This window comes from Sphingosinicella microcystinivorans, assembly GCF_027941835.1.
Lineage (GTDB): Bacteria > Pseudomonadota > Alphaproteobacteria > Sphingomonadales > Sphingomonadaceae > Sphingosinicella.
In genome coordinates this window covers 3,664,812-3,679,519 of record NZ_CP116005.1, presented here as the reverse complement: position 1 = coordinate 3,679,519, position 14,708 = coordinate 3,664,812, and the positions used below count along the sequence as shown (strand labels likewise).

14 protein-coding genes are annotated in these 14,708 nt (G+C 68.5%); 6 read left to right on the top strand and 8 right to left on the bottom strand.

Annotated features, from left to right (window positions below; all coding sequences use genetic code 11):
* Positions 1-21: 21 nt before the first annotated feature.
* From PE061_RS17745 to PE061_RS17735, 3 genes are read left to right on the top strand one after another with little or no spacing between them, the layout of a single operon-like run.
* The gene (locus tag PE061_RS17745; protein WP_420794404.1) at positions 22-573 is read left to right on the top strand and encodes a DUF1285 domain-containing protein; all 552 of its coding nucleotides are present in this window, start codon (positions 22-24) and stop codon (positions 571-573) included.
* Positions 570-1,172, top strand: coding sequence for a CoA pyrophosphatase (locus PE061_RS17740; RefSeq protein WP_271256539.1), 603 nt, complete (start codon positions 570-572; stop codon positions 1,170-1,172). The genes PE061_RS17745 and PE061_RS17740 overlap by 4 nt, the downstream gene beginning before the upstream one ends.
* The gene (locus PE061_RS17735) at positions 1,169-2,365 is read left to right on the top strand and encodes a CCA tRNA nucleotidyltransferase (RefSeq protein ID WP_271256538.1); all 1,197 of its coding nucleotides are present in this window, start codon (positions 1,169-1,171) and stop codon (positions 2,363-2,365) included. Before PE061_RS17740 ends, PE061_RS17735 begins: the two co-directional genes overlap by 4 nt.
* On the opposite strand, the gene PE061_RS17730 is transcribed toward PE061_RS17735, so the two are convergent.
* The 3 genes from PE061_RS17730 to PE061_RS17720 all read right to left on the bottom strand — a co-directional run bounded on the left by PE061_RS17730 (position 2,306) and on the right by PE061_RS17720 (position 7,550).
* Positions 2,306-4,132, bottom strand: a complete 1,827-nt coding sequence (locus PE061_RS17730) for a putative bifunctional diguanylate cyclase/phosphodiesterase (RefSeq protein ID WP_271256537.1) — start codon at positions 4,130-4,132, stop codon at positions 2,306-2,308. The two genes, PE061_RS17735 and PE061_RS17730, sit on opposite strands and share 60 nt — an antisense overlap.
* 154 nt (positions 4,133-4,286) lie before the next feature.
* Positions 4,287-6,572: a DNA topoisomerase IV subunit A gene (parC, locus tag PE061_RS17725; RefSeq protein WP_271256536.1), complete on the bottom strand. Its 2,286-nt coding sequence runs from the start codon at positions 6,570-6,572 to the stop codon at positions 4,287-4,289.
* 45 nt (positions 6,573-6,617) lie between these two features.
* Positions 6,618-7,550: a LysR substrate-binding domain-containing protein gene (locus PE061_RS17720; protein WP_271256535.1), complete on the bottom strand. Its 933-nt coding sequence runs from the start codon at positions 7,548-7,550 to the stop codon at positions 6,618-6,620.
* Between the two features lie 104 nt (positions 7,551-7,654).
* On the opposite strand from PE061_RS17720, the gene PE061_RS17715 reads away from it, so the two are divergent.
* Positions 7,655-7,813, top strand: coding sequence for a hypothetical protein (locus PE061_RS17715; RefSeq protein WP_271256534.1), 159 nt, complete (start codon positions 7,655-7,657; stop codon positions 7,811-7,813).
* A gap of 20 nt (positions 7,814-7,833) precedes the next feature.
* Here PE061_RS17715 and recO read toward each other — a convergent pair whose 3' ends face one another.
* The gene (gene recO / locus PE061_RS17710; protein ID WP_271256533.1) at positions 7,834-8,559 is read right to left on the bottom strand and encodes a DNA repair protein RecO; all 726 of its coding nucleotides are present in this window, start codon (positions 8,557-8,559) and stop codon (positions 7,834-7,836) included.
* A 58-nt stretch (positions 8,560-8,617) separates the two neighbouring features.
* Here recO and PE061_RS17705 point away from each other — a divergent pair, with 58 nt between their 5' ends.
* Positions 8,618-9,439 (top strand): arylamine N-acetyltransferase family protein, encoded by an 822-nt coding sequence (locus tag PE061_RS17705; protein WP_271256532.1) that lies wholly within the window; start codon positions 8,618-8,620, stop codon positions 9,437-9,439.
* Between the two features lie 138 nt (positions 9,440-9,577).
* Here PE061_RS17705 and PE061_RS17700 read toward each other — a convergent pair whose 3' ends face one another.
* The 4 genes from PE061_RS17700 to lepB form a co-directional block, all read right to left on the bottom strand.
* Positions 9,578-10,489 (bottom strand): hypothetical protein, encoded by a 912-nt coding sequence (locus PE061_RS17700; RefSeq protein ID WP_271256531.1) that lies wholly within the window; start codon positions 10,487-10,489, stop codon positions 9,578-9,580.
* A gap of 179 nt (positions 10,490-10,668) precedes the next feature.
* On the bottom strand, positions 10,669-11,568 hold the full coding sequence (era, locus tag PE061_RS17695) for a GTPase Era (protein ID WP_271256530.1): 900 nt from the start codon (positions 11,566-11,568) through the stop codon (positions 10,669-10,671).
* Positions 11,565-12,227, bottom strand: coding sequence for a ribonuclease III (gene rnc, locus PE061_RS17690; RefSeq protein WP_271256529.1), 663 nt, complete (start codon positions 12,225-12,227; stop codon positions 11,565-11,567). Before rnc ends, era begins: the two co-directional genes overlap by 4 nt.
* The gene (lepB, locus tag PE061_RS17685; protein ID WP_271259241.1) at positions 12,227-13,006 is read right to left on the bottom strand and encodes a signal peptidase I; all 780 of its coding nucleotides are present in this window, start codon (positions 13,004-13,006) and stop codon (positions 12,227-12,229) included. Before lepB ends, rnc begins: the two co-directional genes overlap by 1 nt.
* A 125-nt stretch (positions 13,007-13,131) precedes the next feature.
* Here lepB and pgi point away from each other — a divergent pair, with 125 nt between their 5' ends.
* Positions 13,132-14,658 carry a glucose-6-phosphate isomerase gene (gene pgi, locus PE061_RS17680; RefSeq protein WP_271256528.1) on the top strand — a complete coding sequence of 509 codons (1,527 nt, stop codon included), beginning with the start codon at positions 13,132-13,134 and terminating at the stop codon, positions 14,656-14,658.
* The last annotated feature ends 50 nt before the right edge of the window (positions 14,659-14,708 follow it).

Sequence of the window (14,708 nt, the reverse complement as noted above, 5' to 3'; positions counted from 1 at the left end):
CGATAAGGGTGGCAAGCCATGATCGACACACGTGCTACTCCCGACCTGCCGGCGTCGCTCGCCGAGATCGCGCAGGCGGCGGCCGCGCAGACGCTGCCGCCCGTGGAACGCTGGCATCCCGAGCGCACCGGCGACAGCGAAATGCGCATCGCGCGGGACGGGACGTGGTTCCATCAGGATGCGCCGATCCCCCGTCCCGAGATGGTGCGGCTGTTCTCCACGATCCTGCGCCGCGAGCCGGACGGCCGTCATGTGCTGGTGACGCCCGCCGAGAAGCTGGACATCGTGGTGGAGGACGCGCCGTTCATCGCCGTCGCGATGGCGAGCGAGGGCGAGCGGGAGGCGCGCCGCCTCGGCTTCACGCTCAACACCGGCGACCCGGTGGTCGCGGGGCCGGGGCACACCATCTCGCTGCGCGGCGAGACGCCCTACCTCCACGTGCGCGGCGGGCTGGAAGCCCGCATCGCGCGCCCGGTCTATTACGAGCTCGCCGAGATCGCCCTTGCCGAAGGCGGCGCCCCGCCCGGCGTGTGGAGCGAAGGCGTCTACTTCCCGCTGATGGATGCCGCATGAGCCCCGATCTCGACTGGATCCGCGCCCGCCTGCGCGGCTACGAACGCATCCCTGGTCACTTGCCGCAGTTCGGCGATGACATTGACAACTTCGACACCGACCTCCTCGGCGCGCTGACCCCCGCCGCCGTGCTGGTGCCGGTGATCGCCCGCCGCGAACCGACGCTGCTGTTCACCAAGCGCAACGCCTCGCTCCGCAAGCATCCGGGGCAGGTGGCGTTTCCGGGCGGGCGGCTCGACCCCGGCGAGGACGCCGTGCGCGCCGCGCTGCGCGAGGCCGAGGAAGAGACCGCGCTGCCGCCCCGGCATGTCGAGGTCGTCGCGCCGATCGACGACTACGCGACCGGCACCGGCTTCCGCGTGACCCCGGTGGTAGGGATCATCCCGCCAGACCTCGCGCTGTCGCCGCACGAGGCGGAGGTCGAGAGCCTGTTCGAGGTGCCGCTCGACTATGTGCTCGACGCCTCGAAGCACGAGCGCCGCACGGGCGAGTGGAAGGGACGCGAGCGCACCTTTTACGTGATCCCGTGGCCGGGCGGCGACATCTGGGGCGCGACGGCGGGCATGGTGGTGAACCTCGCGCGGATACTCACCCAATGACGCGGACGCTCCCCCCGCAGGCGTGGGCGGCGACGCCGGGCGGCGGCGCCGTGCTCGGCGCGCTCGATGCCGCGAACGGCACCACGCGGCTGGTCGGCGGCGCGGTGCGCGACGCGCTGCTCGGCCTGCCGGTGACGGACGTCGACCTCGCGACGGCGCTTTCGCCCGGGGACGTGACGAAGCGGCTGGAGGCGGCGGGCGTGCAGGTGGTGCCCACCGGCATCGCGCACGGCACCGTGACGGCGGTGACGCCCGACCTCATCATGGAGGTGACGACGCTGCGCCGCGACGTGTCGACCGACGGACGGCGCGCGACCGTGGCCTATACGGACGACTGGCGCGAGGACGCGGCGCGGCGCGACTTCACGATCAACGCGCTCTATGCGCGGCTGCCCGGCGGCGGCATCGACGACTGGTTCGGCGGTTTGGACGACCTGGGCGCGGGGCGCGTCCGTTTCATCGGCGCGCCCTTGCAGCGCATCGCCGAGGATCACCTGCGTATCCTGCGCTTCTTCCGCTTCCACAGCCGTTTCGGCCGGGGCGAGCCCGACGCGGCGGGGCTTGCGGCCTGCGCGGCGCGCGCGAACGACCTGATGGCCCTGTCGCGCGAGCGCATCCGCGACGAGCTGTTCCGCATCCTCGTGCTGCCGCGCGCACCGGAAACCTTTGCGCTGATGCTGTCGCTCGGCGTCCTGAAGCCGGTCCTGCCGGAAATCCTGCCCGCGCGCGTGCCGAACCTCGCGGCGCTCGCGGCGCGCGAGGCGGAATGGGGCGCGGAGCCCGATCCGATCCGGCGCTTCGCCGCGCTGCTGCCGCAGCGCGCGGGGCTGGGCGCGGAGTTCGGTGCGCGGCTGCGGCTGTCGCGGCGCGATGCGGCGCGGCTGGACGCGTTCGGCATCCCGGACCCGCTGCTGCCGGGCGACCCCCACGCTGCCGCCTATTTCAGCGGCGTCGAGGTAGCGCGCGACCGGCTGCTGCTGCTCGGCGATGAAGGCCGCTCGGCGTGGGAAGCGCTCGCGAACTGGGAAAAGCCGCCGCTGCCGGTGAGCGGCAAGGACATCATCGCGCGCGGCGTTTCGGCCGGCCCGGAAGTCAGCCGCCGGTTGCAGCGTTTCGAACGCGACTGGGTGGCGTCAGGATGCCCGCTCGATGCTGCGCGCGTCGACGCTCTGCTCGACGCCGCCCTTGGGTAACGTGCAGCAGAGGCCGTTTTCAACGAACTGCTCGGCTTCCTTCGCGGTCATCGGGCGCGCGAAGAAATAGCCCTGCGCGGTGTCGCAGCCGAGCGCACGCAGGCGCTCCACCTGACCCGGCTCCTCGACGCCCTCCGCGACGGTCTTCATGCCGAGATTGCGGGCGAGCGCGATGATCGTGGTGACGATCTTGTGGCTGTCGTCCGACTTCAGCATCCCGGCGACGAAGGACTGGTCGATCTTCAGCACGTCGATGGGAAGCTGCTGGAGGTAGCTGAGCGACGAATAGCCGGTGCCGAAATCGTCCATCGCGATGCTGACGTCGAGTTGCTTCAGCTTGGTGAAGATCTGGCGCGCCAGCTCCGGGTTCTCGACGATGGCGCTTTCGGTGAGTTCCACCTTGAGCGCGCTGCCCGGGATGCCGGAGGCGGCGAGCGCGGCCTCGACCGCGCCGACGATGTCGTCCTGCGCGAGCTGGAGCCCCGAGACGTTGACGCCGACCGTGAGCTCCGCCGCGCTTGCGCAGCGCTTCCGCCACTCCGCGAGCTGCAGACAGGCGGTTTCGATCGCCCAGCGCCCGAGCGGGACGATGAGGCCGGAATCCTCCGCGATGGGAATGAAATCGGACGGGGAGATGAGGCCCCTTTCCGGGTGGTTCCAGCGGGCGAGCGCCTCGAAGCCGGCAAGCCGCCTCTCGGCGAGGCTCACGTAGGGCTGGAAGGCGAGTTCGAGTTCCTGCCGCTCGATCGCCTTCCTGAGGTCCGCCTCCATGCGGAACATGTCGCGCGCCACGCTGTGCGCGCTCGACTGGTAGATGGCGATGCCGCCGCGCCCGCGCGACTTCGCCGTGTGCAGCGCGAAATCGGCGTCGCGGATCAGGTCTTCCGAATAGCGGCGCGACGAGAAGGTGGTGGCGATGCCGATGCTCGCGGAGACGAAGCATTCGCCACCGGTGATGACGAACGGCGACTTGAGCGTGCTCTGGATGCGCTCGACGACGCGGATCGTGTCTTCCGGCGCGTCGATGTTCTTCACGAGGACCGCGAACTCGTCGCCGGACAGGCGGGCGAGGCAATCGTTGGCGCGGATGCAGGGCAGCAGGCGCCGCGCCATCGCCGCCAGCAGCTCGTCGCCGACGATGTGGCCGAGGTTCTCGTTCACGCGCTTGAAGCGGTCGATGTTGATGACCGCGACCGCGAGGTGCGACTTCATCCGGCCTTCGAGCGCTTCCTCGAGCTGCTCGATGAACAGCACGCGGTTGGGAAGGCCGGTGAGCGCATCGTTCAGCATGGTCTGCTTGAGGTTGCGCTCGGCCTGGATCTCGGGCGTGCGGTCGCGCACCGCGATGACGACGCGGGCCGGGGCGTCGGCCAAGGGCGGCAGCGGCGAGATGTGTGCGGAAAGATGGCGCTGGCGGGGGCTTTCCGAAACCGTCCAGTCGATCTCGCGCTTGGCGCCGCGCGGGTCCTGCAGCAGCGATTCGATGGCGACGCCGATGCGCGGGTTCTCGTTCAGCAGGCGGATGCGCGGCAGGCCGAGCCCGATCATCTGGTTGTGCGGATAGCGCGCCCAGCTTTCGAACGTGGCGTTGGACGAAAGGCACACGGGAATGCCGTCTGCGCCGCCCTGGAAGATGAGCACGCCGACGGGGAGCGTATCTATGACACCCTGAAGCATCGCTTCGGCTGCGGCGGAGGCGGCGGGCTCAATGCCGCCGATACTGTCTGCCGCCGAATCTGCCGCTCCGATCGCGCGTTTCGACTGCATCTTTCCCTTCACTTGCGACTCTGCCGGCTGGTTCCCCGGCTTCAAATCACGCGAAGTCCGGCACCGGTTTTGAAGGGAATGGCACGCACGAAATTAAGGAGCCGTAAAGCGACGTTATCCTTTCGAAATAAAGTTAACTTCCGAAACGGAAGGCTCAGTCGAAGCGGTTGTTGCGCGGGAAGCCCATCGGTGGCAGGCGGCCGACCTGCGCGCGCGCGCCGAGCCAGTTCGCAAGGTCCGTTTCGGTGCGGGTTCGACCCTCCTTGCCGCCCATCGTCCACGAAAGCCCGTCCGCGAGGCGGAAGGGCAGGGCGTCGGAAAGCCCGCCGTCGCGGTACTTCTGAAGCGCCACGCCCTGACCGCGTGTCATCACCGGGATTTCCGCGAGCGGCACGATCAGCAGCTTCCGGTTCTCGCCGATGAGCGCAAGATGGTCGTCCGTCGCCGCAACGGGCCGGATGCTGTGCAGCCGTGCGCCTTTCTTGAACGTCACCACCTGGCGTCCCTTGCGGGTTTCGCCGAGCAGGTCCTCGTTCGCCGCAATGAAGCCGCGCCCGTCGCTCGCCGCGAGCAGAACGCGCATCTCGGGCCGCGCGGCGAGCACGGCGGCGATCGCGGCGTCGCCCTCGATGTCGACGAGGAGCCTGAGCGGCTCGCCGAAGCCGCGCCCGCCGGGGAGCCTGTCCGCGCCCACCGTGTAGAAGCGGCCGTTGTCGGCGGCGATCAGGATCTTGTCGGTGGTCTGCGCGTGGAAGGCGAAGGCAGGGCCGTCGCCCTCCTTGAACTTGAACGCCTCGGGATCGCTGAGGTCGAGATGGCCTTTCATGGCGCGCGCCCAGCCTTTCGCCGAGACGACGACGGTGATCGGCTCCTTCTCGATCATCGCTTCCAAGGGGATTTCGCGCGTCGCCGAGGCCTCCTCGATCCGCGTGCGGCGCGCGCCGAGCACGGTTTCGAGACCATAGCGCTCGCGAAGCACGGCAAGGTCGCGTTTCAGGCGCGTGCGCTGGCGCGCAGGGCTGTCGATCAGCGCGACGAGCCCTTCGCGCTCCTTCGCGAGACTATCGCGCTCCTTGCGGATTTCCATTTCCTCGAGCCGGCGCAGGCTCCTGAGGCGCATGTTGAGGATGGCCTCGGCCTGCCGGTCGGTGAGGCCGAACTCCGCCATCATCACCGCCTTCGGCTCGTCCTCGGTGCGGATGATCTCGATGACGCGGTCGAGGTTGAGATAGGCGATCAGGTAGCCGTCGAGCAGCTCCATGCGGTCGTCGATCTTCGCCAGCCGGTGGCGGGAGCGGCGCAGCAGCACGGCGATCTGGTGGCTGAGCCACTGCGTCAGCACGTCCTTCAGGCTCATCACGCGCGGCGTGCGCTCGGCGTCGAGCACGTTGAGGTTGAGCGAGAAGCGCGTTTCCAGCTCGGTGAGGCGGTAGAGGCTCTCCACCAGCACGTCGGGCTCGACGTTGCGGCTCTTGGGCACGATGACGATGCGGATGGCCTCGTCGCTCTCGTCGCGCACGTCCTCGAGGATGGGCAGCTTCCTGTCCGCGATGAGCTGCGCGATCTGCTCGATCAGCTTGCCCTTCTGCACGCCGTAGGGGATTTCGGTGATGACGAGCTGCCACGTGCCGCCGGAAAGCTTTTCCGGCTCCACCAGCCACTTGCCGGTCGCCGGGTCTTCACGCCCGGCGAAGCGGGCGCGCACGCGGAAGCTGCCGCGCCCGGTGGCGTAGGCCTCGCGTATGCTCGCCGGGCCGTCGACGATAAGTGCGCCGGTCGGGAAGTCCGGGCCCTTCACGTGCTGGAGAAGCTGATCGAGGTCGGCGGCGGGCTGGTCGATGAGCAGGACGGCGGCGTCGATGAGCTCGGCGGCGTTGTGCGGCGGGATCGAGGTGGCCATGCCGACGGCGATGCCGCTGGCGCCGTTCGCGAGCAGGTTCGGGAACAGGCCGGGCATGACCTCCGGTTCCTCGTCCTCGCCGTTGTAGGTGGGGCGGAAGTCGGTGGCATCCTCGTCGAGACCGGCCATCAGGTCGAGCGCGACCTGCGTCAGCCGCGCCTCGGTGTAGCGGTAGGCGGCGGCGTTATCGCCGTCGATGTTTCCGAAGTTACCCTGGCCGTCGACGAGCGGGTAGCGGAGGGAGAAATTTTGCGCGAGACGGACCATCGCGTCGTAGACGGCAACATCGCCGTGCGGGTGGTACTTGCCGATGACGTCGCCGACGACGCGCGCGCACTTCTTGTAGCCCTGACCCGGATCGAGCTTCAGCAGCCGCATCGCCCAGAGCAGGCGGCGGTGGACCGGCTTCAGCCCGTCGCGCACGTCCGGGAGCGAGCGCGCGGTGATCGTGGAGAGCGCATAGACGAGATAGCGGTCGGCGAGCGCGTCGCCGAACGGGGCTTCAATGATGTTCGATTCAGGGTCGAGAAGATCGGTCATGGGGAAGGGCGATAGCAGGCCGGCGGGAGCGATGCGAGCCTTCCGTCAGGCGTGCGCGACGGGGCGCTCGTAGTTCCCGAACGGATCGCTCGCGGCCTCGCGGGCGGCCTCGGCGAGCAGCCATTCCCGGAACGCCTTCACCTTCGGCCGCGCGGCCGTGTGCGCGGGATGGACGAGCCAGTAGCTGCGGGGATCGAACACGGCCTTGCCGAAGGCGGGGACGAGCCGCCCGGCAGCGATGTCCTGCGCCCAGAACAGCGGATTGAGCAGGCCGATGCCATGCCCCGCCATGACCGCCTGCACCTCCATGACCTGGGAATCGAGCCGGAGGCCGGGGGCGGGGCGATCGTCGATGTGCGCGGCATCGAACCGGCTGCGCCAGATCGACCACCATTCGTCTCCGGCGCTGATGCGGGGAAGCCGGAGCACGTCGTCGACGCTGCGGATCGGTGGATGCGCAGCGAGGAACGCCGGGCTCGCATAGGCGCGGAGCGCGTCGCGCATGATGAAATGCGAGGCGAGGCCCGGCCATTCGCCAAGGCCGACGCGCACGGCGACGTCGACATCCTCGCGCGCGAAATCGACGAGATGGTTCTGGCTTTGCAGGCGCACGGCGAGCGACGGCCGCGTCACCTGAAACGCGCCGAGGCGCGGCGCGAGCCAGTTCGACGCGAAGGAGACGGTGCAACTGATCGTGAGGACGCTCTCCGTCTCCTGCCGCACGGCGCGGAACGCCTCCTCCATCGTGTCGAAGGCGCCCGACAGCAGCGGGGCGATGCGCGCGCCCACGTTCGTCAGCTTCACGCCGCCGCCGGTTCGGAAGAACAGCTTATGGCCGATACGCTCCTCGAGCAGCCGGACCTGATAGCTCACCGCCGCCTGCGTCATGCCGAGCTCTTCGGATGCGCGCGTGAAATGGCCGTGTCGTGCCGCCGCCTCGAAGGCGCGGACCGCGGCGAGGGGCGGAAGGTGTCGCATCGGCATAGCATAAGGCTGGCTTATGATGTGCGTCCACCGTTTTGTTGGTTTTGCGCGTGCCGCACAGGCAGACTCCACGCATCAGACAGACACGGAGAAATGCCATGCGGGATGAATTTGATATGCGGCTGATGACCGAGCACCGGTCTGCGCTCTACGGCTTCGTGGAAGGCATCGTCGTTTCGGTGGTCGACACCATGTGCCACCTGCGCGCGATCCAGTGGCGCGCGCCGTGGCGCGAGCAGGAGACGCGCTGCCGCTGATGCCTCAGCGCTTCAGCCCCTCAACGCTTCAGCCGCGCCTCGATCCGGTCGCGTGCGGCGGTGAGGCTTGCGGCGCGGCGGCCGGCGAGGAGGTCACGCGCGATGAAATGGCGGGCGATGCGCAGCGCCTCGGCGACGTCCTCCGCGCTCGCCGCGCCGCCGTTCGCAACGAACGCCGGCAGGCGGAACAGGCGGTCCGCATAGGGCGCGCCCGCGCCCGCGCTCACCGCGCGGCCGGTTTTCGGGGAAACGAAGGCGAGGTCGTGCGTCTGCCCCGTCGCGGCGCAGGCGGAAAGGTCGAGCCCGAAACCCAGCTCCGCAAGCAGCAGCAGCTCGAAGCGCGCGAGTGCGGCGAGCGTGACGAGCGGATCGTCCTGAAGCTCGGCGAGGTCGAGCACCGATTCCAGCGTTTCATGGATACGCGGATAGGGGTGGCCTTCGGGGAGCAGCGTCGCGGCGAGACCCGCCAGCCACTCGACGAGCGCCAGCGCCAGCGGATCGAAGGCGAGCGCGGCGCGCGAGCGCACGATCTCCACGCCCGCGCGGGCAAGCTGCGTCTCCGAGCGGCCGTCGAGCCGCAGGCGCACGCACGTGCCGGGCGCGAGCGCGGGGCGCAGCCGCTGCGACCGCCCGCCCGGCACGTAGCCGGCGACGAGGCCTGCCTCCGCCGTGAGGAAGCGCACGACCGCGCCGTTCTCGCCGTGGGGAATCGCGGCGCAGACGAGGGCTTCAGCATCGAGGTGCATTGGCGGATCATCGCCGAGGCGCTAGACGCGCGTCAAACGATATGCGGGGGCATGACTCATGCTGACTGAACTGACGCCGGAGCAGATGGACCGGTACTGCGCGCGCATCGGCGTGCCGCGCGCGGGCGCGCCCGACCTCGAACGCCTCGCGGCGATCCAGCGCGGACACGTGCACGCCTTCACGTGGGAAGTGCTCGACGCCTTCATGGGCTGGCCGAATGCCATCGACCCGGCGGCGGCGTTCGACAAGATGATCGGCGGCACGCGCGGCGGCTGGTGCTACGAGATGAACGGGCTCCTGGGCGCGGCGCTTGCGGCGGCGGGCTTTCAGGTCACGCGCCTGTGCAGCGGCGTGCGCCGCGCCGATCTCGGCGACGCGGTGGTGGGCAACCACCTGACGCTGCGCGTGGACTTGCGAGAGCCGTGGCTGGTGGACGGCGGCCTCGGCGACGCGCCCGCGCGGCCGATCCCGCTCGCCGTCGGCGACCACCGCGAGGATTTCCACGACTTCGGCATCGAGGCGGCGGACGCGGACTGGCTGCGCTACCGCAACCAGCGCTTCGGCGCGGCGCCAAGCTTCGACTTCAGGGCGGACTACACGGACGAGCCGCAGCTCGCCGCGCAGCAGGCGTGGCTGATGAGCGACGACGGCTCGCCGTTCCGGAGCAACCTCGTGGTGATGCGCCACTTCGAGGGCCGCATCGAATCCATCGTCAACCGCACGCGGCGCACGGTGACGGCAGGCGGCATGACGACGGAGGCGATGAGCGGGCCGGACGATCTCGCCGCGGCGCTCGGCGGCGTGTTCGGACTGGAGGTGCCGGACGTGGCGGCGGTGTGGGCGAAGGTGGAGACGCTGCCGAAGGGGGAGTTCGAGTAGGGGGCGGCGCTTAGCGTCATCTCTGGGGCTGGCTGCAGCCTGTACGCTTCGGAGAAACCGACTTCGCTGTTGGAACGCCCCTCGTTGTCGGTCAGCGGAATGACGAAATTGGATGGCTGAAGGTCCACCTTCCGCAAGTCACCAAGGGCTATATGTATATACCGTTGCGTATTCCGATATTTCACCGTCGTGGTACATAGGTTCGCTGATCCGATCGCAAATGAACGTTACTTCGCCGGTCATGGGATCGAATTCTTTCACTGTCAGGTCATATCCCATGATGTTGGGAAGTTTGACCGGACCGTTCGGTGAATACCGAACATTCACCTTGTCGTTCTGTGAGTACTTCTCTCCAGTCGCCACGTTCCAGAGTGTGACTGGTCCCATCCAAGGTTCCTTACCGTTTCGTCGTGGCCGCTGGTAAAGCAGGATATTGTTCCTGCCGGGTTCTATGCGTTTGAGAATGAGGTGAAACTCTGTGCCCTTCTTGTCCGGCTGAAGATCCAACGCATGGAAGGCCACGGGGTCGATCTCGCGAGCGGATTGCAGTTCACGAGATTTCGCTCCGAGCAGGAAGACGTGATCAAATCGTCCGTCACTATTTTCGTCCGCAAAGCAGAACCGAATGAACTGTTCGACATTCGAAGTGATGCTGCCGATCAACTGGTACGAGAGACTGTCGTGCGCCTTGACCTTGTCAGCACAGTAGTAACGCTGTGCATTCAATCCCATCCGTTCACGTGAATTCGGCGTAGCGCCGAAACCCTCCAGATCAACGTCGGGACCGATCACTTGCGAAAACCTGTCCACCGCAACCGAAACAGATGCGTCAAGACGGGCCAGGTTCCAGTTCATGAATCTGCTGGCCAGAATGGTTTCACCGGCCTTGACCTTGAATTCGGTGCCGACCGGAGCATTGGTTTCCATCGGAAGCAGAACCTGACGCGCGCCTTGCAAGACTGGACGTCCGGCGGTCAGCATCGTCAACGCCGCAAACAATCCGGCAATACGAAAAGCCTGTGAACGCCAGACTTGCGTACCGATGACCATCGGTCCCCCCAACCAACTTGCTCAAGAAACTATGAAACTACTGTGGCTTCCAAAATTTGGAAGCGTATCAGTCATTTTCGGGCGTTGGATTGAGGAAAGTCCGGCTCCAGCGGCATCGTCGATGCCTCAGAACAGCGGGAAGCAAGGCGCAAAGCAGCCGACACTCGCCTCCTTCGCCCTCAATCCACCCAGCCGAGCCCCATATCCCGGTACGTCTCCCGGTCGTCGGCCCAGTCGGGCTTCACCTTCACGTTCAGGAACAGGTGCACGCGCCTGTCGAGCAGCGTCTCCAGCTCGGCGCGGGCGGCGGAGCCGATGGCGCGGATGCGGGTGCCGCCCTTGCCGAGGACGATGGCTTTCTGCGTGTCGCGCTGGACGAGGATCTGCTGGTGGATCTTCACGGAGCCGTTCTTCTGCTCCTCCCACAGCTCGGTTTCCACGGTGGAGGCGTAGGGCAGCTCCTCGTGGAGCTGGCGGTAGAGCTGCTCGCGGGTGATCTCGGCGGCGAGGAGCCGCGTGGTGATGTTGGAGACCTGATCTTCGGGGAAGTGCCACGGGCCTTCGGGGAGCGCGGCGGCGAGCGTGCGGCGGAGGTCGTCGATGCCGTCGCCGGTGACGGAGGAGACCATCAGCGTCTCGGCGAAGTCGACGCGGCGGTTCGCCTCCGCCGCGATGGGGAGCAGGCGCTCCTTCGCCGCGATGTCGGTCTTGGTGATGGCGAGCATCTTCGGCTCGGGCCGGTTCGCGAGCACTTCGAGGATCGCGTTCGTCTCCTCGGAGATGGCGCGCTTGCCGTCGATGACGAGGAGCACGATGTCGGCGCCCGCCGTGCCTTCCCATGCCGCGTGCACCATCGCGCGGTCGAGGCGGCGTTTCGGCTGGAAGATGCCGGGCGTGTCGACGAGTAGGATCTGCGTCTCGCCCTCGATGGCGAGGCCCATCAGGCGCGTGCGCGTCGTCTGCACCTTGGGGCTGACGATGGCGACCTTCTGGCCGACGAGCGCGTTGACGAGGCTCGACTTGCCCGCGTTCGGCGCGCCCACCACCGCGACGACGCCGCAACAGGTCTTCTCGCTCATTCACCCGTCTCCCGCGCGAGCAGCGCGATCGCCGCCTGCTTCTCCGCTTCCTGCTTGCTGGAACCTTCCGCCTCTTCCGGCGCATAGCCCCTGACGGTGACACGAACGCGGAAACTCGGCGCATGATCCGGGCCGGAGCGGCCGACGACATCGTAGGCGGGAATCGGGAGCCGCTTCGCCTGCGCCCACTCCTGAAGCGCGGACTTGGGATCGCGCGGCGCACCCCCGCGCCGGTCGAGGTGCGTCGCCCATGCCGTGCGGATGAAGCCCTCGGCGGCGGCGAGGCCGCCGTCGACGTAGAGCGCGCCGATCAGCGCCTCGCAGATGTCGCCGAGCACGTTGTCCGAGCGGTGGACGCCCGCCAGCCGCGCGGCGGTTTCCATGCGGATCATCGCCGGCACGCCCGCGGCGCGCGCGACCTCCGCGCAGGTGGCCTTGTCGACGAGCGCGGCGAAGCGGCGGGCAAGCTCGCCCTCCGTCTCGTCGAAGCGCGCGTAGAGCCACGCGGCGATGACGCAGCCGAGCACGCGGTCGCCGAGGAATTCCAGCCGCTCGTAGTTGCGCTTGCGCCCGCCGCCGTGCGTGAGCGCGGTTTCAAGCAGCTTCGAATCGGTGAAATCGTGGCCGAGCGCTTCCCGTGCCCACGCTGCGCTCTCCATCAGAAGAGGCGCCCGATGCGCTCCCAACGCGCGGCCGTGAACCACGTCCACGGCAAGAGCCAGCTTGCCGAGCCGTCGGTGGAGAAGAACATGATCTCGGCGCGGCCGACGAGGTTTTCCGCGGGCACGAAGCTGATGCCGCCCTCGGCGAAGCTGAAGCGGCTGTCGGAGCTGTTGTCGCGGTTGTCGCCGAGGAAGAAGTAGTGGCCTTCGGGGACGACGAACGGCGCGGTGTCGTCGCCGTTGCTCATCGGATCGCTGTCGAGCACGTAATAGCTGCGGCCGCCGGGCAGGGTCTCCTCGTAGCGCATGTAGCGGCACATGCGCCCGCCGCCCGCATCGACGAAGACCTCGCCCTTGAGGCAGGCCATGTTGGGGCTCTGCGGCACGACGAAATCGGCGACGCGGCGCTTCGGCACGGCATCGCCGTTGATGTAGAGCACGCCGCCGCGCATCTGGATGATGTCGCCGGGCAGGCCGATGACGCGCTTGATGAAGTCCGTGCGGTTGTCGCTCGGCGTCTTGAACACGGCGATGTCGCCGCGCTCCGGCGCGCTGCCGCCGATGCGGCCGTCGAAGATCGGCGGGCCCATCGGGAACGAGTAGCGGCTGTAGCCGTAGGGCCACTTGGCGACGAACAGGTAATCGCCGACGAGCAGGCGCGGCAGCATCGATTCGGACGGGATGTTGAAGGGTTCGTAGCCGAACGAGCGCAGGAACAGCGCGATCAGCACCGCGCCGACGATGGTCCTGAGGCCCTCCTTGAGGGAGCCGAGCATCTGTTCGCCGCGCGCCTGATGGACTGCGCGGGCGGCTTCGGTAGAAGGGTCGACGGTTTCGGGATCGCTCACAGGGCGGCACTATTGGCCCCGGTCCGGGGTGTCAAGCAAGGAGCGGGTGGCGGATGAGCAGGCACAGCGCCGCATGGGCGGCAGTCGCAGAGGCGGCGCGCGGGGTTCCGACGCTGGCGGCGCTGTTCGGCGCTGACGCCGGGCGGACGGCGCGGCTGTCGGTCGAAGCGGCGGGGCTCCATTTCGATTTCTCGAAGACGCACCTGTCGCCGGAGGTGGAAGCCGCGCTCGCGGAGTTGCTCGCCGCATCGGACTTCGAGTCGGCGCGCGCGGCGCTGTTTTCGGGCGCCGTCGTGAACCCGAGCGAGGCGCGCGCGGCGACGCACGCGGCGGAGCGCGGCTCCGGCAGCGGGCCGGCGGTCGCGGCGGCGGCGGAGGCGCGCGCGGCGACGCGGCGGCTGGTGGCGCGGGTGGAGACCGGGGCGTTCGGCGAGATCCGGCACATCCTTCACATCGGCATCGGCGGCTCGGCGCTCGGCCCGGCGCTGCTCGTCGACGCGCTGGACGGGGGCAGGGGGCGCTACGACACGCACGTCATCTCCAACATCGACGGTATCGCGCTCGAACGGGCGATGCGCGCCTGTGATCCCGCGCGGACGCTGGTGGTGGTCGTCTCCAAGACGTTCACGACCGTCGAGACCATGACCAACGCGGAGAGCGCGCGCGACTGGATCGGCGGCGCGGAGCGCTTCGTCGCAGTGACGGCAGCGCCGGAGCGGGCGGCGGATTGGGGCATCGCGCCCGAAAACGTGCTCGGCTTCGCGGAGAGCGTCGGCGGGCGCTATTCGCTGTGGTCGGCGGTGGGCGTGACGGCGGCATTGGCGCTCGGCTGGACGGCGTTCGAGGCGCTGCTGGCGGGCGGGCACGCGATGGACGCGCATTTCGAAAGCGCGCCCGTGACGGAGAACGCGCCGGTGCTCGCGGCGATGACGGACGTGCTCTATGCCGCCTTCCTCGGCGCGGAGACGCGCGCGGTGTTCGCCTACGACGAACGGCTGCGGCTGCTGCCGCCGTTCCTCCAGCAGCTGGAGATGGAGAGCAACGGCAAGCGCGTGGACCGGGACGGCAAGCTGCTGACACACCCGAGCGCCGCGATCACATGGGGCGGCACGGGCACGGACGCGCAGCACGCGGTGTTCCAGCTCCTGCATCAGGGCACGCATCTGGTGCCGATCGAGTTCGTGATGGTGAAGACGCCGGGGCATGGGCTCGGCGCGGCGCATCACCGGCAGCTCCTCGCGAACGCTGTCGCGCAGGGCGCGGCGCTGATGCGCGGGCGCAGCGAGGCGGAGGCGCTGGCGCTTTCGGGCGGCGATGCCGCGCTCGCGGCGGCGAAGACGTTTCCGGGCAACCGGCCTTCGAGCGCGATCGTTCTCGACACGCTCGATCCGCACACGCTCGGCGCGCTGATCGCGTTCTACGAGCACCGCACGTTCACGGCGGCGGTGCTGCTCGGCATCAACCCGTTCGACCAGTGGGGGGTCGAACTGGGCAAGGAGATGGCGCGCGCGGCGCTGGACGGCGACGCGGGCGCGGATTTCGATGCTTCGAGCCGGGCCTTGCTGGCGCGGCTGTTGTAAGGCCGTGCGTCCCTCGACTTCGCTCGGGATGAAGGCCTTTATACTCAACA